We start from the raw sequence: 21,586 nt of genomic DNA, 5'->3' as shown, positions 1-21,586 counted from the left end.
GGACGCGTGCCTTTCCAAAAAGTCTTGTTCACTTTTGGAGGGCACGTCTCTTGCCTCGCATATTGACCCAGCCAAGCGCTGTTGAAGAAGCCTTGGCCGAACACGATGCCAAGATGTTTGGCTCACCCAAGGAGCGCCTGGATTTCTATCGCCGGGAAATCCAGTACGAAACCAGCATCCTCGCCAACCGCACCGACGCCTACCTGGCGGCGCAGTCGTTTCTGGTGATCGCCTTCGCCTCGTGCATGGCCAACCTCAATCCCGAGTGGGGCAAGATGTTCACCCTCGTCGTGCCGCCGTTTCTGGCACTGCTCGGCGTGCTCAGCTCGCTTAACGCCTGGCCGGGGATTCGTGCGGCTTACGACATCATCGACCACTGGCATTTCAAACAGAGCCAGTTGCTGCACAGCGAGCCGGTGATGGGCGCGGCGTATGACGAATCGCCGCTGTTCAGTGAAATGGAATCGAGCCACAAGGGCTATCGCAAGTCGCTGCTGTTCTCGGTGCGCACGCCTTGGATCTTTGCCACGTTCTGGGTGATGTTGGGGGTGTATGCGGTGTTTATTCAGGTGACCAATCCTTGAGGTGGGTTGGTCGGGGGCAGGGGACAGGTGCTGGATTTTGTGGTGTCTGTGAGAGCTTACCCCCTCACCCCAGCCCTCTCCCCCAAGGGGGCGAGGGGGAAAGGGAGCCGATTTTCACGCTTTTCAAAACTTGTAGTCGACTCGATTTTCAGGTCGATGAATAACGAAAGAACACCCCGGTCAGTCCCCTCTCTGCCAAGGGAAAAGGGAGCCGATCTCGGGTGGATTCGAGGGGTGGTTCAGCGCGCGATATCTCGTCTGGCAAATTGGTAAAGGCCTGAGTTCGGCGCGGTATTTCAGGTCGGTGTAATACGCAAGGGCACCCCGGTCAGTCCCCTCTCCCTCCGGGAGAGGGCTAGGGTGAGGGGCTTTTGACTTTTATCACGCGGTTTCCAGCTCACGCCGCGGAGTAACAGCGTTCTGCACCGCCGCGGGAATCGGCGGGAAATCCTCATTCAGCACACACAGATGATCAATCGCATCTTCAAATTTCGCGTCGGCTTTCTTGCGCAGTGCCCGGTATTGCTCAAAGCGTTCGAAGTCGGTCGGGGTCTGTTCCAACAGCGCGTTGGCCGCTCGGTTCAGTTCGTGGGCTTCTTCGAACAGTTGACGATTGCGTTCCAGAGCCAGTGCTCTGCAAGCCTTGATTTGCGCAGGAGTCGAGCATTCGTTCATGACTGTGACCTTAATCTTGTCGGGGTTCCGTTTGATAGGCTTGTTCGCCGCAGGGGAACCGAACCTGCCGGGCCGCGCTGGATGGTTGGCGCGGTTAAAGTTGTGACCCTTGGGCCGCGCCCGGCGATCCATTTTTTTCCAGAAAAATCTTCGATGATTTCCAGTGAAGCGCAGCGGCGCAAGAATCAGCTTTTTCGTTGTTTCAAGCTTTCATACCGCGCCAGCATCGGCTGCGTACTGATGCCATGCAGCAGAATGCTCAGAGCCACCACGGACAACGTGAGGTCAGTACAGACCTTGGCCACGTCGGAATCCAGGCCATGGTTCAAGGCGAAAAACAGATAGAACAGGCTGCCGATGCCACGTATGCCGAACCAGCCGATCAACAAGCGCTGCGGGCCGCTGAGCAGCTTGCCCCAGGGCATCAGCGCCACGCTCAGCGGGCGGATCAGGCAGAACAGCACCGCGCCGATCCACAGCGCCCGCCAGTCCCAGTGCGCGATCAGCACGACGCCGAGCAGGGTCACCAGAAACACTTCCATCGCCCGCTCGACCAGGCTGCCGAATGCGAGCATGTCGCCCATCATGATCCCCGCCGCGACCTGGCTGTCTTCCAGTTGCTCGGTATCGCCATGCACGGCGTTCTGCGGCTCGACGTTCTGATGGCCGACCACCGGCTGCACCAGATGCTCGGCAGGGGCCTGGGTGATGCCGGTGGATTTTACTTCCTCCTGGCGCAGACCGAGGCCCGCAGCGAACACTGCGAGAAAGCCATAGCCGCCAATGGCATCGGCGACCACGTAGGACAGGGCGATCAGGGCGAGGGTCAGGTAATCGTTGGGGCCGAGGGTGCTGTCCTCGTTGTGAATGCGCAGCGACAGGGCGATGCGGCCGATGCCGCGGCCCATCCAGTAACCGGTGAGCAGCCCCGCCGGCACCGCCCACAACAGACTGCGAATCACCCAGTGCTGCCACTCGCCGGCGCTGCCGTCACCGTGCAGCAACAGCAAGCCGAGAATCACGAACGGAAAGGCCACGCCATCGTTGAGACCGGCCTCACCGGACAGGCCGAAGCGCACGCTGTCGACGTCCTGCGCGTCGTTGACCTGCACCAGCGCGGCGAGCACCGGGTCGGTCGGCGCCAGCATCGCGCCGATCAGCAGCGAAGGCCCCCACGCCAGTTGCAGGCCCCAGTGCAGCAACAGACAGACGCCGATGATGGTCAGGATCATCACCGGCCCGGCCAGACCGAACGCAATGCGCCAGGTTTTGTTGGTCAGTGGCAAACGCAGCTTCAGCCCGCAGACGAACAAGGAAAAGAGCACCGCGACTTCCGTCAGGTGCTCCATCCACAAGGACGATTCTTCCAGCGACAGTTTCAGCAGGTCGAGACCGCTGGGGCCGATGGCGATGCCCAGCAGCAGGCACACCGCGGAGGTGGTGACCGGCATCCAGCGCAACCACGACGAGGTCAGGGCCAGCATCAGCAGCACGGCGCCGAGCACCGCGACCCATATGCCGAAACTCATGACCGCTCACTGCAATGAATTTTCAAGGACAGGCGCACCGGGTCAGCTCACGGTCGTGCGCAGGTACTCGGGGATGAGCACGTTGAACCACAGCAGGATCATCGACACCAGCATGGTCACCAGCACCAGCAGGCCAACGCCCCACACGCACGCCGAGTACAACAGGCCTTGTTCCTTTCGCTCATGCATGAACGTCGGCAGGCCGACGAACAGCAGGAACGTTGAATAGATCGACGCCGCGCCGAGCACCAGAATCGCCAGCCAGCGGCTCGGGTACAGCCCGGCAAACCCGGCAATGAAAAACGGCGTCACCGTGTAAGCGGCGAAACCGATGCATTGATTCAGTGTCGGCCGCGCATCGAAGGAACGCGACATCCAGCGAATGAAACCGCCGATGATCGCCACGCCGGCCACAATCGTCACGTAGAGCAACACGCTCAATTGCAAGGCGCTGGCCGTGCTCAGGCGCACGTTTTCACCCACGGCGAGGCTCCAGCCGACATAGGTAGTGCCGATGAACAGGCACACGGCGGGAATCAACGCGAGCAGCAGCAGATGAGCGAGGTAGTGGCGCGGATGGGTTTCTTCTTCGCGGCGGATATCGGTCCAGGCGAAGTTGGGTTGGGTGAAGAGTCTGACGAGGGGGGCGGACATGACAACCTCCTGTTCCTGATGGCCCGTAGGCGCTTACAGGTATGGAGGGATGTCATGCCGCTCGGGTTCAGTTTTTCTGCTGCACGGTTACAGCATCGGTTTGCCGCCGGTGACGCCGTAGCGCTGGCCGGTGATGTAGCTGGCTTCGTCGGAGGCCAACAGCACGTAAATCGGTGCGACTTCCACCGGTTGGCCCGGACGGCCGAGCGGGGTGCTGCCGCCGAAGTTCTGCACTTCTTCGTCAGGCATGGTCGAGACGATCAGCGGCGTCCAGATCGGGCCAGGGGCGACGCTGTTGACGCGAATTTCCTTCGGCCCGAGCATCTGCGCCAGGCCGCCGGTGAAGTTGGCGATCGCGCCTTTGGTGGTGGCGTAGGCCAGCAGGGTCGGCTTGGGCATGTCCGAGTTGACCGAGCTGGTATTGATGATCGACGAACCGGGGCGCATGTGTTTGATCGCCGCCTGGCAGATCCTGAACATGGCCGTGATGTTGACGTCGAAGGTCATCACCCATTCGTCATCGGGGATTTCTTCGAAGTTCTCGTGGGTCATCTGGAATGCGGCGTTGTTGACCAGTATGTCGATGCGGCCGAAGCGCTCGACGGTCTTGTCGACCAGCGCCTGGCACTGAGCTTTTTCGGCGATATCGCCCGGCAGCAGGATGCACTGACGCCCGGCCTGTTCGACCCAGCGTGCGGTTTCCTTGGCGTCTTCGTGTTCATTCAAGTACGCCACGGCGACGTCGGCGCCTTCACGGGCGAAGGCAATCGCCACCGCGCGACCAATGCCGCTGTCAGCGCCGGTGATCAGCGCGATCTTGCCGGCCAGGCGGCCGGAACCGACGTAGCTTTGCTCGCCGCAGTCTGGATACGGTTCCATTTTGCGTTGCGAGCCGGGCACCGGTTGGGCTTGTTTCGGGAAGGGTGGTTTTGGATAGTCAGTCATCGCAGGGTCTCCTGATTTCAAGGCCAGTGTTCCGGGTTGACCCGGTGGCTTTGCCTTGAGTTCGATCGGATTTGCGCTGGATTCTGATTGGCTATGCGAAATCAATGTGGGAGCGAGCCTGCTCGCGAAAGCGGTCTGTCAGACGATAAATGTGTCGACTGACACTGCGCTTTCGCGAGCAGGCTCGCTCCCACAGGGATCATTTATATAGGGAAATCTCGGCCCGAATCAGATATTGCGGTTGATCAAAGCCCGCTCCATCCGCGCAATCCCTTCTTCAAGCAACGCCCGCGGGCAGCCGAAGTTAAGGCGCACGAATTGCTGATGCTGGTCGCCAAAATCAAGTCCGGCACTCAGCCCGACCTTGCCCTGTTCGAGGAAGAACCGCTGCGGATCTGGCAGGTCCAGCGCCGTGCAATCGAGCCATGCCAGATAGGTGCCCTGCGGCACATTGATGGTCACGCCCGGCAGGCGGGTGCGCACGGCATCTACCAGCCAGTCGCGGTTGGCCTGCAAATAGGTTTTCAATTCGGCGAGCCACGGCGCGGCTTCGCTGTAGGCGACACGGGTGGCTTCCATGCCCAGCGGGTTGACGCTGTCGACCATGCCGCAGCGCGCGTGGTTGACGCGCTCGCGCAGGGCGGCGTCCTGAATGATCATGAACGAGGTCTTGAGGCCGGCGATGTTGTAGGCCTTGCTGGCCGACATCAGGGTGATCGTGCGTTTGGAAATTTCCGGGCTCAGCGATGCGGTGGGAATGTGCACGCGGCCGTCGAAGCACAGCTCGGCGTGGATTTCGTCGGAGATGATCCACGCGTCCTGCGCTGCGCAGATGTCTGCGATGGCCTGCAATTCCTCGCGGTCGAAGACTTTGCCGATCGGGTTGTGCGGGTTGCTCAACAGCAGGGCGCCGCCGCCGATCAGCGACTCACGCAGAACATCCAGCGGCGTGGCGTAAGTGCCATCGGCCTGGGCGTTGAATTCCAGCTCGACCTTGTTCAGACCCCAATGCCCCGGTGCGTGGCGCAGCGGCGGGTAGTTCGGCACCTGCACAACGACATTCTGCTGCGCCTGGACCAAAGCCTTGAGGGCCATGTTGAAGCCCGATTCCACGCCCGGCAGGAAAATCAGCTCCTGCGGTTTGACCCGCCATGCGTACTTGTTCCACAAGTCAGCGACGATGGCTTCACGCAGGTTGTCCTGGGCCACGCTGTAACCGAGCAGCGGGTGCAGCAGGCGCTGTTGCAAGGCTTCGATGACCACCGGCGGCGCGGCGAAATCCATGTCAGCGACCCACATCGGCAACACATCGGCCGGGTAGCGGCTCCACTTGGTGCTGCCGGTTTGGTGGCGGTCGAACTGCTGATCAAAATCGAAAGTCATGCGCGGTCTCGTCAAGGCGGGTTGGTTCTGCCGGACATTCTATGCGCAACGCGATCTGTGTGGGAGCGAGCCTGCTCGCGAATACGTCGGGTCAGGCAGCATCGAGTTGAATGACCCACCGCTTTCGCGAGCAGGCTCGCTCCCACAGGGGGGGTTGTGTGCTGGCTGGAAATCCGGGCCAGACACCCGACGGTCGGTTTTCACACAATCGCCAAGGTCTTTGTCTACAGTCAAAAGGTCAGCGCCGTCGCGCTGCAACCGTGATTGTCCAGATAAAGCCCGGCGCAAGTACCGGGTTCCACCTGATCAGGAGTGCACGATGGATCTCAGCCGTCGTCAGTTCTTCAAGGTCGCCGGTATCGGCCTTGCAGGCTCAAGCCTGGGCGCGTTGGGCATGGCCCCGACGGCGGCCTTCGCCGAGCAGGTGCGTCACTTCAAGCTCGCCCACACCCGTGAAACCCGCAACACCTGCCCGTATTGCTCGGTCGGTTGCGGCTTGATCATGTACAGCCAGGGCGATGCCGGCAAGAACGTGGCGCAAAACATCATTCACATCGAAGGCGATTCCGACCACCCGGTCAATCGCGGCACTCTGTGCCCGAAAGGCGCGGGGCTGCTCGACTTCATTCACAGCCCCGGCCGCTTGCAGTACCCGCAAGTGCGCAAGCCCGGCAGCAATGAATGGACGCGCATCGGCTGGGACGAAGCCCTCGATCGCATCGCCGACCTGATGAAGGCCGACCGCGACGCCAACTTCATCGAGAAAAATGCCAACGGGCAAACGGTGAATCGCTGGCTGACCACCGGTTTCCTCGCGGCATCGGCGGCATCCAACGAAGCCGGCTACATCACCCAGAAGGTGATTCGCAGCCTCGGTCTGCTGGGGTTCGATAACCAGGCGCGTGTCTGACACGGCCCGACGGTGGCAAGTCTTGCCCCGACGTACGGCCGTGGTGCCATGACCAATACCTGGACCGATATCGCCAATGCGAATCTGATCCTGGTGATGGGCGGCAACGCAGCAGAAGCGCATCCGTGCGGCTTCAAATGGGTGACCGAGGCCAAGGCGCATAACGCTGCGCGGCTGATCGTGGTCGATCCGCGTTTTACCCGGACCGCTTCGGTGGCCGACTATTACGCGCCGATCCGCACCGGCACCGACATCGCCTTCATGGGCGGGCTGATCAATTACCTGCTGACCGAGGACAAGATCCAGCACGAATACGTGCGCAACTACACCGACGTGTCGTTCATCGTCAAAGCCGGCTATGGCTTCGAAGACGGCCTGTTCAGTGGCTATGACGCGGAAAAACGCAGCTACACCGACAAGTCCGGCTGGGGCTACGAGTTCGCCGAGGACGGTTTCGTCCGCGTCGACCCGACCCTGCAAGACCCGCGCTGTGTCTATCAGTTGATGAAGCAGCATTACAGCCGCTACAACATCGACCTGGCGAGCCAGATCTGCGGCATGCCGGTCGATGCGATGCAGAAAATCTGGGAGGAAATCGCCACCTGCTCGACACCGGGCAAGACCATGACGATTCTCTATGCGCTCGGCTGGACGCAGCACTCGATCGGCGCGCAGATCATCCGCAGCGCGGCGATGGTGCAATTGCTGCTGGGCAACGTCGGCATGCCCGGCGGCGGCGTCAATGCGCTGCGCGGGCACTCGAACATTCAGGGCCTGACCGACCTCGGCCTGTTGTCCAACGCCTTGCCCGGCTACCTGACTCTGGCCAGCGACAGTGAGCAGGATTACGGCCAGTTCATCTTCAAACGCACGCAGGTTCCGCTCAGGCCGGGGCAGCTCTCGTACTGGCAGAACTACAGCAAATTCCACGTCAGCCTGATGAAATCCTGGTACGGCGCCAACGCCACCGCCGAAAACAATTGGCTGTTCGATCATTTGCCCAAGCTCGACATCCCCAACTACGACGTGCTGAAAATGTTCGACCTGATGAGCCAGGGCAAGGTCAACGGCTACTTCTGCCAGGGCTTCAACCCGATCGCCGCATTGCCGGACAAGAACCGCGTGATGGGCGCGTTGGCCAAGCTCAAGTGGCTGGTGGTGATGGACCCGCTGGCCACCGAGACTTCGGAGTTCTGGCAGAACGTCGGGCCGTACAACGATGTGAAAACCGAGGAAATCCAGACCGAAGTCATTCGCCTGCCGACCACCTGTTTTGCCGAAGAGGACGGCTCGCTGGTCAACAGCAGTCGCTGGCTGCAATGGCACTGGAAAGGCGCCGATGGCCCCGGCGAAGCGCAGACCGACATTCGCATCATGAGCGAACTGTTCCTGCGTCTGCGCCAGCGTTATCAGACCGAGGGCGGCAAGTTTCCCGATCCGCTGCTCAAGCTGTCGTGGCCATACAAGATCCCCGACGAGCCTTCGCCGGAAGAACTGGCGCGGGAAATCAACGGCACCGCGGTCAGCGATTTCACCGATGCCAGCGGCGTCACGGTCAAGGCCGGCACGCAACTGGCCGGTTTCGGCTTGCTCAAGGATGACGGCAGCACCGCATCCGGTTGCTGGATCTTCGCCGGCAGCTGGACCGAGGCCGGTAACCAGATGGCCCGTCGCGACAACGCCGACCCGTTCGGCATGCACCAGCATCAGGGCTGGGCATGGGCGTGGCCGGCCAATCGGCGGATTCTCTACAACCGCGCCTCGTCGGACCCGGCGGGCAAACCGTGGGATCCGAAAAAGCGCTTGGTGTGGTGGAACGGCAAGACCTGGACCGGCACCGACGTGCCGGACTACAAGGCCGACGTGCCGCCGGAAGCCGGGATGAACCCGTTCATCATGAACCCCGAAGGCGTGGCGCGATTTTTCGCTGTCGACAAGATGAACGAAGGGCCTTTCCCCGAGCACTATGAGCCCTTCGAAACGCCGATCGGCATCAATCCGCTGCACCCGCAGAACAAGAAGGCCACCAGCAACCCGGCAGCGCGGATCTTCGATTCGGTCTGGGAAACCCTCGGCGAGGCCAAGGACTTCCCGTACGCCGGCACCAGTTACCGGCTTACCGAGCATTTCCACTTCTGGAGCAAGCACTGCAAGTTGAACGCGATTGCCCAGCCCGAGCAGTTCGTCGAAATCGGCGAAGTGTTGGCGAACGAGAAGGGCATCGCTGCCGGTGATCGCGTGCGGGTCAGTTGCAAACGCGGCTTTATCGAAGCGGTGGCGGTGGTGACCAAACGCATCCGGCCGCTGCAAGTGAACGGTCAGGTCGTGCATCAGATCGGCATCCCGCTGCACTGGGGGTTCACCGGCCTGACGCGTCACGGTTACCTGACCAACACCCTGGTGCCGTTCCTCGGCGATGGCAACACTCAGACCCCGGAATCCAAGTCATTCCTGGTCAACGTGGAGAAGCTCTGATGGAGAATCTTTAAATGGCCAGCCAAGACATCATTGCCCGCTCGGCCACCACCACTGTGCCGCCGTCGGTGAGGACCCAGCAGGGCGTTGCCAAGCTGATCGACACCACCAAATGCATCGGTTGCAAGGCTTGCCAGGTCGCCTGCTCGGAATGGAACGAGCTGCGCGACGAGGTCGGTCACAACCACGGCACCTACGACAATCCGCAGGACCTGACGGCGGACTCGTGGACGCTGATGCGCTTCACCGAGCACGAAACCGACGCCGGCAACCTTGAATGGCTGATCCGCAAGGACGGCTGCATGCACTGCGCCGAGCCCGGTTGTCTGGCCGCGTGCCCGAGCCCCGGCGCGATCATCCAGCACGCCAACGGCATCGTCGATTTCGATCAGGACCACTGCATCGGGTGCGGCTATTGCATCACCGGTTGCCCGTTCAACATTCCGCGCATTTCGCAGAAGGATCACAAGGCCTACAAATGCACCTTGTGTTCCGACCGCGTGGCGGTGGGGCTGGAACCGGCCTGCGTGAAAACCTGCCCGACTGGCGCGATCGTTTTCGGCACCAAGGAGGACATGAAAGAGCACGCCGCCGAGCGCATCGTCGATCTGAAAAGCCGTGGTTTTGAAAACGCCGGTCTGTACGACCCGGCCGGGGTCGGCGGCACCCATGTGATGTACGTGTTGCACCACGCCGACACGCCAAAAATCTACGCCGGCCTGCCGGATCACCCGGCGATCAGTCCGCTGGTGGATCTGTGGAAAGGCATCAGCAAACCCCTCGGCCTGTTGGCGATGGGCGCGGCGGTGCTGGCCGGGTTCTTCCATTACGTGCGCATCGGCCCGAATCGTGTCGAGGAGGATGAACTTCCGCCAGCGCCCGACACCTCGGTGCACGTGGTCGATCCGGCGGTGCACACCTTCGATCCACGCGGGGAGGAGCGGCCATGAGCCACAAGACGATCCTGCGTTACAGCGCCAATCAGCGCAGCAATCATTGGCTGGTGGCGATCCTGTTCTTCATGGCCGGGCTGTCCGGGCTGGCGCTGTTTCATCCGTCGCTGTTCTGGCTGAGCAACCTGTTCGGCGGCGGCACCTGGACGCGGATCCTGCACCCGTACATGGGCATCGCCATGTTCGTGCTGTTCCTCGGCCTGGTGTTCAGCTTCTGGCGCACCAATTTTTTCATCGCCAATGACCGACAGTGGCTGCGGCGGATCAACCGGGTGATGGTCAACGACGAAGAAAGCGTGCCGCCGGTGGGCAAATACAACGCCGGGCAAAAGCTGCTGTTCTGGACTTTACTGCTGTGCATGCTCGCGTTGCTGTTCACCGGGCTGGTGATCTGGCGCGCGTGGTTCAGCGCGTATTTCGGCATCACCACGATCCGCTGGGCCATGCTGTTGCATGCACTGGCCGGGTTCGTGCTGGTGCTGAGCATCATCGTGCACATCTACGCCGGTTTGTGGATCAAGGGTTCGGTCGACGCCATGTTGCATGGCTGGGTCAGTCGGCCGTGGGCGAGAAAACACCATGAACTGTGGTACCGCGAGGTGACCCGCGACGAACAGCCTCGGGACCTGCCCGAGCGACCGCTGACGAAAAAGGGCTGACTTTTGCCAAGCATTCTTGAACCTGGGGAAATCGAGGCGGCGGCCAGTTCGCCGCCGTTTCTGTACCTGCCACCGCGTAACCTGTTTGCCCTGCGCGCCGAGCGCCTTGAGCGTCTGGCCGAAGGCAATGGGTTGGCGGATTATCTGCGGCTGATCGCCGGGTTGTGCCGGGTGCAGCAGCAGGTCTTTGACGATCCGCCGCTGACCGCACCGTTCGGTGCGCAGCGTTTCGAGACTTGTCAGCAGCACGGTCTGCCGCCATTCGCGGCGGACATGTTGGTGCGTGAAGACGCCTGGCAGCCGTGGCTCGACGCCTTGCTGCAGCGCTACGCGCCGGGCGATCAGCCTGCGGTCATCGATGCGCTGGACACTCTGCGTGCCGCCAGTCCCGGCCAGTTGCGCGCGTGGGCGGTGGCGTTGGTCAGCGGTCAGTATTCGCTGGTGCCGGCGGCGCTGGTGCCGTTTCTCGGCGCAGCCCTGCAAACCGCGTGGAGCCACTGGTTGCTCAGCGTGCCGCAGCTGCAACTCAAACCCGGCGACAGCCTCAGCCAATGCCCGGCCTGTGGTTCACCGGCCATGGCCGGGGTCATCCGCCATCGCGGCAAGCACAACGGTTTGCGTTATCTGGTGTGTTCGCTGTGTGCCTGCGAATGGCACGTGGTGCGGGTCAAGTGCGTGTATTGCGAGCAGAGCAAGGGCCTCGAATACCTGAGCCAGGAAGACGACCGGCACAGCGCCGAGCAGGCGCCGCTGCGCGCCGAAGTCTGCCCGAGCTGCAACAGCTACCTGAAATTGCTCTACCTGGAAAATGACGCCGAAGCCGAGGCGTTATCGGCGGATCTCGGCAGTCTGCTGCTGGACATGCGTCTGGCCCAGGATGGTTACCAGCGTCTGGCGCCCAATCTGCTGCTGGCGCCGGGGGACGAATGACGAGAGCAAAACTGTGGAAGGGGGTGTGCTCCCACAGGTTTTTGTGGTGACCAACAATGTTCATTCCACCCCAAATCCCTGTGGGAGCTGGCTTGCCAGCGATTCGGTCGGCACATCCACCGCTCTCTCTGACTGACCCACCGCAATCGCTGGCAAGCCAGCTCCCACAGATGTTGTGTCGGACCACAAAACCCGGTCAGCCACAAATCCCCTGTGGGATTGACGGTGACCGACAATGTTCATTCCACCCCCAATCCCTGTGGGAGCTGGCTTGCCAGCGATTCAGTCGGCACATTCACCGCCTTCTTTGACTGACCCACCGCAATCGCTGGCAAGCCAGCTCCCACAGGTTTTTGTGCCGAATCACAAAGCCCGATCAGCCCTGGATTTCTCTGTGGGAGCGAGCCTGCTCGCGAAGGCGTCAGGTCAGCCACATCCACACTGACTGACACACCGCTTTCGCGAGCAAGCTAGCTCCGGCAGGGCGTCTACACTTCTGAAACCCTTGGGGGAGGGAGCTTGTTCCCGAAGGGGCTGTTTCAGTCGAATCAGGAGTGGTTGATGTCTTCCAGCGTTGCCCTGCGGTTGCCGTCCATTGATGGCTTGTTGCGTCACCCGGCGTGCGCGCCGTTGGCCGAGCGTTACGGCCGGGATTCTTTGCTGACTGGCCTGCGTCAGCTGCTCGATGAGCTGCGCCCCGGCGTGTTGAGCGGGCAATTGTCTGCCGTTGAAATCGGCCCCGAAGTCCTTGCCGGCCGCGTCGGCGAACGCTTGGCGCAACAGCAGCGCAGTCAGGTGCGCCGGGTGTTCAACTTGACCGGCACGGTGCTGCACACCAATCTCGGTCGCGCCTTGCTGCCCGAAGAAGCCATCGAAGCGGTGCAAATGGCTGCACGCTATCCGCTCAATCTCGAGTTCGATCTGGTCAGCGGCAAGCGCGGTGATCGTGACGATCTGATCGAAGGCCTGATCCGCGAACTCACCGGCGCCGAAGCCGTCACCGTGGTCAACAACAATGCCGCCGCCGTGTTGTTAACGCTGAACAGTCTCGGCGCGCGCAAGGAAGGCATCATTTCCCGTGGCGAGCTGATCGAGATCGGCGGCGCCTTCCGCATTCCCGACATCATGGCCCGCGCCGGCGTGCGCCTGCACGAAGTCGGCACCACCAACCGCACCCATGCCCGTGATTACCAAGCGGCAATTGGTCCGCGTAGCGGTTTGATCATGCGCGTGCATGCCAGCAACTACAGCATCGAAGGTTTCACCGCGCGGGTGCCCACCGCTGAATTGGCCGCATTGGCGAACGCCCATGGCTTGCCGTTGCTGGAGGATCTGGGCAGTGGCAGCCTGCTCGACCTGACCCGCTGGGGTTTGCCGGCGGAACCGACCGTGCGTCAGGCCTTGCTTGATGGCGCCGACATCGTCACCTTCAGCGGCGACAAATTACTCGGCGGGCCACAGGCCGGGTTGATTGTCGGGCGCAAAGAGCTGATCGCGAAGATCAAGAAGAATCCATTGAAGCGCGCGCTGCGGGTCGACAAGTTGACCTTGGCCGCGCTGGAAGCGGTGCTCGGGTTGTATCGCGATCCTGATCGCCTCGCTGAACGTCTGCCGAGTCTGCGGCTGTTGACCCGTCCGCAAGCCGACATCTTCGCTCAGGCTTTACGCTTGCAGCCCTTGCTGGCCGAAATCCTGGGATCAGCTTGGCAGGTCAGCGCGGTCGAGGCCTTGGGCATGATCGGCAGCGGCAGCCAACCGGTGGCGCGTCTGCCGAGTGCAGCGCTGTGTTGTCGCCCGCAGGTGTCCAAGCGTTGGCGCGGGCGCTATCTGCTCAATCTCGAAGCGGCGTTGCGCGGTTTGCCGATCCCGGTCCTCGGGCGGATCGCCGACGATGCGCTGTGGCTGGATCTGCGCCAGCTCGACGATGAGCCGGCGTGGCTGGCGCAGCTGGCGCAATTGCAGGTCGATTCGTGATCGTCGGCACGGCGGGGCACATCGACCATGGCAAGACCTCGCTGTTGCAGGCGCTGACCGGGCAAACCGGCGACCGCCGCCCGCAGGAGCGCGAACGCGGCATGACCATCGACCTCGGTTATCTCTATGCCGAACTCGCACCGGGCGCCGGCCTGACCGGGTTCATCGACGTGCCGGGTCACGAGAAATTCACCCACAACATGCTCGCCGGCGCGCAAGGCATCGACTTGGTGTTGCTGGTGGTCGCAGCGGACGACGGCGTGATGCCGCAGACCCGCGAACATTTGGCGATCGTCGAACTGCTCGGGATTCCCCGCGCGCTGGTGGCGATCACAAAATGCGACCGTGCCGGAACGGGCAGGGTGGAAGAGGTGCAGCGCCAGGTGCTCGACCTGCTCGCAGCCGGGCCGTTTGCCGAGGCGCCGATGTTTACGGTGTCGAGCGTGAGCGGGCAGGGCGTTGATGAGTTGCGCGCGGCGTTGTTGCAAACGCAGAACGAGGTGCAAGCGCGCAGTTGTGAGGGCGGGTTTCGTCTGGCGATCGACCGTGCGTTCAGCGTGGCTGGCGCGGGGATTGTGGTCACGGGCACGGCGTTGTCGGGCACGGTTGCGGTGGGCGACAAACTGCTTCTGGCGCCTGCCGGCAAATCGCTGCGCATCCGGGGCCTGCACGCGCAAAATCAGGCTGCCGAACAAGCCTTTGCCGGCCAACGCGTCGCGCTGAACCTCAGCGGCGAGCGTCTGGAACTGGCGCAGATCCACCGTGGCCAATGGCTGCTGGCGGACTGGCTGCATGCGCCGACGCAGCGCATCGACATCGACTTTCAGCTGTTGCCCGGCGAGCGCACCTTCGAACACTTCCACCCGGTGCATCTGCACCTCGGCACCCAGGACGTCATCGCCCGCGTCGCCTTGTTGCAGGGCCCGCGCCTGGGCCCCGGCGAGCGCATGTTCGCGCAACTGCTGATCAACGCGCCGGTGCACGCAGTGAAGGGCGATCGACTGATCCTGCGCGACTCCAGCGCCCAGCGCACCCTCGGCGGCGGCACCGTCCTCGACCCGTTCGCCCCGGCCCGCCAGCGCCGCAGCCCGGAACGCCTCGCGCAACTGCAAACCATGGCCCTCAGCGTCAGCCTCGAACAGGCCCTGCCGGCACTGCTCAACCACAGCCCCGGCGGCCTCGACCCGCAGCGCCTCGAACGCCAGTTCAACCGCCCGCGCGCGCAGTGGACGCTGGCAGACAACATCCGCCTGATCGACACCCGCCAAGGCCCGCTGCTGTTCAACGTCCAGCGCTGGGGCCAGTTGAAATTCACCCTGCTTGAACAACTGGCGCGATTCCACGAACAGGAACCCGACCAGATGGGCCCCGACCGCGATCGCCTGCGACGCTTCAGCGCGCTGGCACTGGAACGCTCGACCTTCATCAGCCTGCTCGACGAATTGCTCAACGCCGGCTCGATCCTCGCCAGTGGCCCGTGGCTGCACCTGCCCGATCATCAAGTGCGCCTGAACGCCGACGACGAAATCCTCTGGCAGCAATTACAGCCGTTGTTCGAACAGGCCGGCTTCGACCCACCGTGGGTACGCGACGCGGCGAAAATGCTCGGCGAAGACGACGCCTGCGTCCGCCTGCTGCTGCGCAAACTCGCACGTCTGGGCCTGATGCACCAGGTAGTGCGCGACCTGTTTATCAGCGACATCGTCCTCCGGCAAATGGCGGCGCTGCTGCTGAAACTCGCCGAAGAAAATCCAGCGATTGAGGTGACAACTTTCCGTGATGCGCTAGGCTTGGGACGCAAACGCTGTATTCAGTATCTGGAATATTTCGACCGACTCGGCCTGACCCGCCGCCTCGGCGAATCCCGCCAGATCCGCCCCGACAACGCGCTGGCCAACGCCTGCGCACCCTGAGTTCAGGAAGACAATCGCGCCCGGTGGCGCGGCCGGGCTTCAAACCCGGTTGGGGACGGCATCCGTTCCCGGGCAGGTTCGACTCCGGCTGTCTTCCGCCAGCTCCGTAAAGCTCCTCCAGACTTTTTGGACATGTCGCTTTTCAATCTAACAGCTTCGCTTTCATTGATGAGGTTCCGTTCGAGGTTTCTTCAGAACAGATACATGAGAAGTCATTATTGTCTTCTGGAAAGCTTCCTTGTTCAAATGTTTGTGGGTTGATTTTAGTTGGTGCTTGTTAAGCGAATGTTGTCTAAAGCGATAGCAGAGTCACCTTGACAGGCAATGAGTACAATAGAAAATAAGTTGGTTTCTGGCAGTCCTAAGTAAAACTTTATATTAAAGCTCTTCCATGTGCTGGTGGGGGGTAATATTGTATAGCCGATGTTTATTTCAGTAATGGAGTTCTCGGCCATCATCCTTAATAGGAAGTAATGTTTAGTAGCATTGCGGTGATCAAAGCTAAGTGTGCACGACCTTCCACTTTGTAAATGTTGATAAGATTTAAGCAGGTGTAACAGGTGTGCGCCACCGCCAGAGATTGATTGGGCAAAGTATTCATTGTCTTGCTTAATTATTGAGCCTACTGCATTAATTATTTTCCAGTCGTTTGTTTCGTAGTTGGTGAATGTAGTCAAATCATCATATGGCTTCTCAATCGTATAAACTTTCTTTGGCAACGATCTGCACCCACTTTCAGTCTTATCAAAAGAAACTTTCACCTCAATCTCAAGTGTCGAGTCTTCTTCCAGCATCAGCAACTTGTCCAATGGCACTGGATGGCGTATTCCACCCAAGTCCTCCGCCGTTACCTCTTTCCCCTTATAAGCCTCTACAACAATTCCCGTACTGCCATCCCGCTTGGTTTCCTTATAAGTCAGCGAAAGCTTTTGCCCCAAGGCAATCAACGCCCAAGCCGTCGTCCTGGTCTGATCCGTCGGCAACAAATTCGCAGGATCAAGCACATCGCCCGTCACCCGATCAATCGTCGGCGTAGGCAACCGGGGATCTCCGTCCGCAATGTCCTGGACGCTCAGTGTCAGCGGCAGCGAGCCGCGGGTGTCGGACCCTGTGGTCTTGCGGTATTTCACGGTTGAAGTCTGACCAAAATTGTGCGCAAGCACCTTGTTGTCCAGCGCAATCTGCTGCGTCCCAAGCACTTTGACCACGTGAGGCGGCGAGGTATAGGAGCCATCGGCAGGAGTGCCCGGGGCGCCGGTCCAGGTCACGACGATTATGTCGTCGACCTGAATGGAAGGATCAAAGACCAAAGCGGTCAGCTCATCTTTCGCCGCAAAAGGATCCAGGCTGTTGCCTGGCGCCTGTTTGATTATCGGCGCTACCAGATCCGGCGCAGCTTGGCCGATGACCTCGGCCTCGGCCGTTCTGGAATGACCAATCACCGTACCCGACGGGCGTTCCTGCTCAAATCGCACCAGCAGGCGCGCGCCGGAGGTGAGCTGATCGTTGGGTATCTCCAGAATGCACGGTTGCAGCGCCCCGAACTTGTCGGTGATCACGCCTGGTTGGGTCGGCTTCTCGGCCGCTTCGTCCAACCGATAAAACCCCTTCACCGTGTCGCCCTTTTGAAAATCAGGGGCGGTGGGAACAATGACGATAAGTAGCGGCCGGCCGTCGAGTTTGTCGAGGTCCACAATCGCTGGATCGTCCATGTCATCGTCCGGATCTTCACGCAGGATCGGCTGGGGCAGGAAGTTTCGCTCAAGGTCAATGTTGGCAAAAATGGCCTTGGACCAGCGGCGTTGGTGAGTGCTGTTGAGCAGTTGGTCGACCACCGTGTAGGAGAACGGGCATTTGTCGAGGCTGCCGATCTGCTGAAACATGGCGGGAGCGATCATCACCGAGAAAGCCTTGCCGGCTTCTTCCGGCGTCACCTTGTGGGTGAAACGCTGGCGATTGATCTCGAAAGTCACGAGATCGTAGGCTCGGCAATAGGGATAGTTGAATGTCAGCAGCACGCCTTTGGCGGCCTCGTCCTTGTCAATCACCGCCGGGTTGCCGAGCCCTTCGGGCAGGCTGATCAGCAGCGCCGGATGATCGCCGGTGCCGGGTACGTTGTTGCCGCCGGGCAACGTGTCGTTGTAACGCGCCCACGCCTCGATGGATTTGCTGTCATTGCCACTGATCGGTTTCAGAACGTAGTGGATGACGTTGTTGACGCCGTCGACAAATTCGCTCTGGAAGACGTTGAAGACCATTCGCTCGTCATCGACATCCCGGGGAACGCCGCTCGGCACATCGTTGATGAAGAGGCTGATAGTGTCGTACTGACCAACGTTAAACGGCGGATCGACCACCACCTGAACACCAGCGGCCGTGGTTTTACCGCGCGTGATTTCCGTGAATACGGCCAACGGCAACCCGTACGCGACTACCGGTGGTTCTGCTGGCGGGTCAGTGATCACGTTCTCGGTGCCACGAGGGATATGCACGGGGTACAGCGTCATGACAGCGTTATCGGGTTGCGTCTTTTCCATGGCACACCTTCCTGATGAGGCGACCAGAGAGCGCTGGCCGGGTTGGAGATATCAGATACCGGGTGGGGGAAATTGGCTACTGTCAGATCTGACAGTGGAGGGTGGTTTTGCGACGAATGGTAGGTTGCTGCGGATGCATTTCGTGTGGGAGCGAGCCTGCTCGCGAATGCGGTTTTTCAGGCGATATCTCAGTGACTGACCCACCGTATTCGCGAGCAGGCTCGCTCCCACAAAGTTTGGCGGCGTGAACGAAGCCTTGTGATTGACAGAAATCCCTGTGGGAGCGGGCTTGCCCGCGAAGGCGTCGGCACTGCCGGCGCCTTACTCAGAGTCTGTCGCGAGAACAGTTACTGCGGCAATTCCAGATTATCCAGCACCCGATTCACCGCCAATTCTCCGAGCATGATCAATTGCGCAATCCCCATCAGCGTCCTTCGCTGCGATGGCTTGACCAGCCCGGCGAATTCCTGGGCGATGGTTTTGGCCGAGGCGAGGGTTTCGCAGGCGTTGGCCAGCAGGTCTTCGTTTTTGGTGTCGGCGGTGACGGCGTACATGGCGCGAGGGCTGAAGGGCGGGGGGGTGGAGCCGGGTGGGCAGAGGTAGTGGTCGAGGGCGCGGTCGGCGGCTTGGTGGAGCTTTTTTGAATCGAGGGATTCGTAGGGGGAGGTGGGGTCGGTTTCGGGTGGGTTGGGTGTGGGTTTGATCATGGTAAAGCTCCTTGAGAAATGGAGCCGACAGCCTTCGCTGCTAAACGAAGAGGGTGGCGGCTTTACGCGGGTTAGCAGACCAGGCTCAAGGATCCCGGCGCACCGAAGTGCCCCACGCAAAGCCGCCATAACGTAATGGCAGTACTCGCGTGCCTTGAAATTTGCCGGGCTGCTAAACCCGATCACTGAACATTCAGCGACCGCACCACAATAGAACCGGCCCCCAAGGCGCACAAGCCGGCGGATTCTGGCGTAGCTGTAGGCAATGGCGCAAGAATTTGTAGCCTTGAGACCGTATCGGCAGGTGTCTTTTAAACAGCTTCGTTTAAATCGAAAAAATGTGCCGTATTCGAAGGCCTCTTCGCGAGCAGGCTCGCTCCCACATTTGGAATACGGTCAACCGAGGGAGCGAGCCTGCCCGCGAGGCAGTAGTGAACAGCGAATGCCTCGGCCTTTCTTCATCACAGCGGCAAATATGGATTATCCAAACTCCGATTTACCGCTGAGATGAATGGGGGCGTCCACGTTGTCCAGCAGACATTGAATAGCGAGCAGAAGGCGCTGATGCACCTGTTTAAGTTTTGATAAAAGCAATTGGGGCCATCCGTACATAGCTTCGGCCCATGCCTTGGTAAAAAGCACCGGATGCAGAGTTAAAGACTGCATAAGCACCAGAGGTGTCTTGTCCTCGTCCAAACCATCTAAAAAACCCGTTAGGGATGGAGTCAGGGATTGGAAGTAAAACTGTCTGAAGATCGACGAAGTTGAACGGAATGGCTTTTACTGTTGGAGGAATAAAAAAATTGTCGTAAGACTCACCACCTTGACTCCTGATCCAGCTCACTGCCTCCGGCACTGCCATTAGGCGATTGTCGGCTTTGACTTTGTACACGTTACTTACTTGAACCGAATAGTTCAGTGCTGTGCCAGTGCTGTCCTTCACGGATATGGTCGCGAAGCCATTTTTTAAACCCGTGACATTGCCATTTTCAGCCACGCTTGCAGTCGAGTCGTCAGAAGATGAGTAAATGTAAGGCGGAACACCGCCTGAAGCTTCTCGAAGCTTAACGTTATCTATTACCTCTTTCGTTGCCCATCCATATTCCTGTGTCAACTTGACTCCATCTAGCAACATTGGCGTTGTATCGATCTCCAGTGCTGGGGCTACGCTGACCGTATAAGTGCGCACCCGAAGCGGTACTGCATCCGTCTTGTTCCTGATCCCATCAAGATTGATCGCACAAACCACTCTCAACGGGCTTGCATCTTTCAGTTTTTTCAGCCATTCGACTTGCGCCAGTAACGAAATCCTGTCGGCCAGTTCACTGCGCCCGCCTGACGAGATTTCGTTGGTTACCGGGTTCCCATCCGCGTCGACACCTTCAAAATCAACCCAGACCGGGTGGGTCTGTTGCATCAGTGGAACTTTTTCCGAGAGCACCCGCGCATCATTCGGTAGTTCCGGAACATTGAGCTGTTGCCCCATTTCCCCCGCAATATTTGGGGTCGGCAAGCGCGGGTCGTCCACCGCGATTTTGTCGATGACCACCTCCAGAGGAGGTGATTCGCCGCTGGGCACGCCATTTCGAATCAATACCCACGACACCTGGATTGCCTTGCCTTGATGAGCGAGCAGGAACGCCACGCTGAATGTGAAATTGGCGCGTTGGTTGGTGTTGAATGCCACTTGCGGAAATGATGATCCCGGCACGCCATCGACAATCTTCAGCGTCGCCTTATCGTTTTCCAAAGCGGCTTTGAACTCGGCCCGTACCCTCACGCCGCCTTCACTTGCCAGCACGTCGATTGGGGAGACGGCGTTAACGAGTGTGGGTGGATCGAGAGGGATCTTGTCCAGATCCACTTCCACGAACACGGCATCGGACCAGGTTGGAGGGCCGGACTCGTTGGTCAGGTAGTCGACAACGCGATATTTGATTTCGAAGGTTTTATCGTTGCCACCGTCGATCAGCTTGTCTTTCGGGATGTCGATCACAACACTTTCGGGCACGGGAGGCAGGGGCGACACACTGCTGGGTGTGAGCTGATATATGTGATGCACACCATTGCAAGACACAACAATCCGGTCATACCACTGCAGGTTGGCGTAGGTGACAGTCACCTTGAACTTGTCAGCTTCCGCCTGGTTGATGACCTTGTGGCTGACGGTGAGCTTCATTACCGGTGGTGAATCACCGGGTGGAGAGGTGCGATGGTAGAGCACCAGTTCTGGAGTAAATTGAATATTACCGGAGGGGCGCTCAGTGTGAATTTTGATGCGGTTAAGGCCTTTTTGCAGTGATCCTCCAGGGAGCTGCACGGGCGTATCAACATTTTCCTTGCCTTCAACAATGGTGGTGTTAGGCCCTTTTATGCCGTTCACATACACAGTAAGCGTATCGTCCACGGCCTGCCCCAAGTACGCCAACATGAGGACCCGTAACCCACCGTCCTGATTGGCATCGGCGATGGAGACGCCACCGTGAACGTCTGGCATTGCGGGATCCAGCTTGATCATCTCGCGCAGACTCGGGAGAGACAGGGCAAACGGTTCAACGAAATTACGGATGCGGCTCATCGCATTCTCCTTGCGTGATATAGGAACGCTCTTGCTGCATCTAATGCGAGATCGGTCAGACCGTCACCTGTCAACTCTGACAGGTATGCGTGGTTTTGCGACGGACGGTAAGGGGCTGTGAGTGCAAAATTCATGTAGCTGCCTGCAAGCGAACGCGTCCGTCAGTTGACAGTTCAGTGA

At 60.1% G+C, this 21,586-nt stretch carries 15 protein-coding genes and 1 tRNA gene; 8 read left to right on the top strand and 8 right to left on the bottom strand.

Features of this window, described 5'->3' with window-relative positions:
• Positions 1 to 50: 50 nt before the first annotated feature.
• On the top strand, positions 51 to 584 hold the full coding sequence (locus tag GXB78_RS04775) for a hypothetical protein (protein ID WP_042610038.1): 534 nt from the start codon (positions 51 to 53) through the stop codon (positions 582 to 584).
• A gap of 381 nt (positions 585 to 965) precedes the next feature.
• Here GXB78_RS04775 and GXB78_RS04770 read toward each other — a convergent pair whose 3' ends face one another.
• From GXB78_RS04770 to GXB78_RS04750, 5 genes are all read right to left on the bottom strand, one after another.
• Positions 966 to 1,259 carry a hypothetical protein gene (locus GXB78_RS04770; RefSeq protein ID WP_039761510.1) on the bottom strand — a complete coding sequence of 98 codons (294 nt, stop codon included), beginning with the start codon at positions 1,257 to 1,259 and terminating at the stop codon, positions 966 to 968.
• A 185-nt stretch (positions 1,260 to 1,444) separates the two neighbouring features.
• Entirely contained in the window at positions 1,445 to 2,788 is a 1,344-nt protein-coding gene (locus GXB78_RS04765) for a cation:proton antiporter (protein ID WP_329514528.1), read from the bottom strand.
• A 42-nt stretch (positions 2,789 to 2,830) separates the two neighbouring features.
• Positions 2,831 to 3,442, bottom strand: a complete 612-nt coding sequence (locus GXB78_RS04760) for a Yip1 family protein (protein ID WP_329514527.1) — start codon at positions 3,440 to 3,442, stop codon at positions 2,831 to 2,833.
• 87 nt (positions 3,443 to 3,529) lie between these two features.
• Positions 3,530 to 4,387: a glucose 1-dehydrogenase gene (locus tag GXB78_RS04755; RefSeq protein WP_016774822.1), complete on the bottom strand. Its 858-nt coding sequence runs from the start codon at positions 4,385 to 4,387 to the stop codon at positions 3,530 to 3,532.
• 228 nt (positions 4,388 to 4,615) lie between these two features.
• On the bottom strand, positions 4,616 to 5,770 hold the full coding sequence (locus GXB78_RS04750) for a MalY/PatB family protein (RefSeq protein ID WP_329514526.1): 1,155 nt from the start codon (positions 5,768 to 5,770) through the stop codon (positions 4,616 to 4,618).
• 319 nt (positions 5,771 to 6,089) lie between these two features.
• Here GXB78_RS04750 and fdnG point away from each other — a divergent pair, with 319 nt between their 5' ends.
• From fdnG to GXB78_RS04715, 7 genes are all read left to right on the top strand, one after another.
• A complete protein-coding gene (gene fdnG / locus GXB78_RS04745) occupies positions 6,090 to 9,155 on the top strand; it encodes a formate dehydrogenase-N subunit alpha (RefSeq protein ID WP_329514525.1) in 3,066 nt (1,021 codons plus the stop codon).
• 14 nt (positions 9,156 to 9,169) lie between these two features.
• Positions 9,170 to 10,105, top strand: coding sequence for a formate dehydrogenase subunit beta (fdxH, locus tag GXB78_RS04740; protein WP_329514524.1), 936 nt, complete (start codon positions 9,170 to 9,172; stop codon positions 10,103 to 10,105).
• A complete protein-coding gene (locus tag GXB78_RS04735; RefSeq protein WP_329514523.1) occupies positions 10,102 to 10,767 on the top strand; it encodes a formate dehydrogenase subunit gamma in 666 nt (221 codons plus the stop codon). The genes fdxH and GXB78_RS04735 overlap by 4 nt, the downstream gene beginning before the upstream one ends.
• Positions 10,768 to 10,770: 3 nt before the next feature.
• Positions 10,771 to 11,697 (top strand): formate dehydrogenase accessory protein FdhE, encoded by a 927-nt coding sequence (gene fdhE / locus GXB78_RS04730; RefSeq protein WP_329514522.1) that lies wholly within the window; start codon positions 10,771 to 10,773, stop codon positions 11,695 to 11,697.
• A 561-nt stretch (positions 11,698 to 12,258) separates the two neighbouring features.
• Positions 12,259 to 13,671 (top strand): L-seryl-tRNA(Sec) selenium transferase, encoded by a 1,413-nt coding sequence (gene selA, locus GXB78_RS04725; protein ID WP_329514521.1) that lies wholly within the window; start codon positions 12,259 to 12,261, stop codon positions 13,669 to 13,671.
• Entirely contained in the window at positions 13,668 to 15,584 is a 1,917-nt protein-coding gene (gene selB, locus GXB78_RS04720) for a selenocysteine-specific translation elongation factor (RefSeq protein WP_329514583.1), read from the top strand. Before selA ends, selB begins: the two co-directional genes overlap by 4 nt.
• 5 nt (positions 15,585 to 15,589) lie before the next feature.
• Positions 15,590 to 15,685, top strand: a tRNA-Sec gene (locus GXB78_RS04715).
• Positions 15,686 to 15,847: 162 nt separating this feature from the next.
• Here GXB78_RS04715 and GXB78_RS04710 read toward each other — a convergent pair.
• From GXB78_RS04710 to GXB78_RS04700, 3 genes are all read right to left on the bottom strand, one after another.
• Positions 15,848 to 18,121 (bottom strand): hypothetical protein, encoded by a 2,274-nt coding sequence (locus GXB78_RS04710; protein WP_329514520.1) that lies wholly within the window; start codon positions 18,119 to 18,121, stop codon positions 15,848 to 15,850.
• A 347-nt stretch (positions 18,122 to 18,468) separates the two neighbouring features.
• Positions 18,469 to 18,828: a DUF6124 family protein gene (locus GXB78_RS04705; RefSeq protein WP_042610027.1), complete on the bottom strand. Its 360-nt coding sequence runs from the start codon at positions 18,826 to 18,828 to the stop codon at positions 18,469 to 18,471.
• Positions 18,829 to 19,402: 574 nt separating this feature from the next.
• A complete protein-coding gene (locus GXB78_RS04700; protein ID WP_329514519.1) occupies positions 19,403 to 21,406 on the bottom strand; it encodes an Ig-like domain-containing protein in 2,004 nt (667 codons plus the stop codon).
• Positions 21,407 to 21,586 lie beyond the last annotated feature (180 nt).

Origin of the sequence: Pseudomonas moraviensis subsp. stanleyae (genome assembly GCF_036283065.1) — a bacterium.
Taxonomy (GTDB): Bacteria; Pseudomonadota; Gammaproteobacteria; order Pseudomonadales; family Pseudomonadaceae; genus Aquipseudomonas; species Aquipseudomonas stanleyae.
Note: the sequence above shows the minus strand (reverse complement) of the source record. Positions and strands in the feature narration are given on the sequence as shown.

Bases quoted from the DNA above. Each gene is read 5' to 3' on its own strand.
- GXB78_RS04770 (WP_039761510.1), bottom strand. From the start codon at position 1,259: ATGAACGAATGCTCGACTCCTGCGCAAATCAAGGCTTGCAGAGCACTG.
- GXB78_RS04765 (WP_329514528.1), bottom strand. From the start codon at position 2,788: ATGAGTTTCGGCATATGGGTCGCGGTGCTCGGCGCCGTGCTGCTGATG.
- GXB78_RS04760 (WP_329514527.1), bottom strand. From the start codon at position 3,442: ATGTCCGCCCCCCTCGTCAGACTCTTCACCCAACCCAACTTCGCCTGG.
- GXB78_RS04755 (WP_016774822.1), bottom strand. From the start codon at position 4,387: ATGACTGACTATCCAAAACCACCCTTCCCGAAACAAGCCCAACCGGTG.
- GXB78_RS04750 (WP_329514526.1), bottom strand. From the start codon at position 5,770: ATGACTTTCGATTTTGATCAGCAGTTCGACCGCCACCAAACCGGCAGC.
- fdxH (WP_329514524.1), top strand. From the start codon at position 9,170: ATGGCCAGCCAAGACATCATTGCCCGCTCGGCCACCACCACTGTGCCG.
- GXB78_RS04735 (WP_329514523.1), top strand. From the start codon at position 10,102: ATGAGCCACAAGACGATCCTGCGTTACAGCGCCAATCAGCGCAGCAAT.
- selA (WP_329514521.1), top strand. From the start codon at position 12,259: ATGTCTTCCAGCGTTGCCCTGCGGTTGCCGTCCATTGATGGCTTGTTG.
- GXB78_RS04710 (WP_329514520.1), bottom strand. From the start codon at position 18,121: ATGGAAAAGACGCAACCCGATAACGCTGTCATGACGCTGTACCCCGTG.
- GXB78_RS04705 (WP_042610027.1), bottom strand. From the start codon at position 18,828: ATGATCAAACCCACACCCAACCCACCCGAAACCGACCCCACCTCCCCC.
- GXB78_RS04700 (WP_329514519.1), bottom strand. From the start codon at position 21,406: ATGAGCCGCATCCGTAATTTCGTTGAACCGTTTGCCCTGTCTCTCCCG.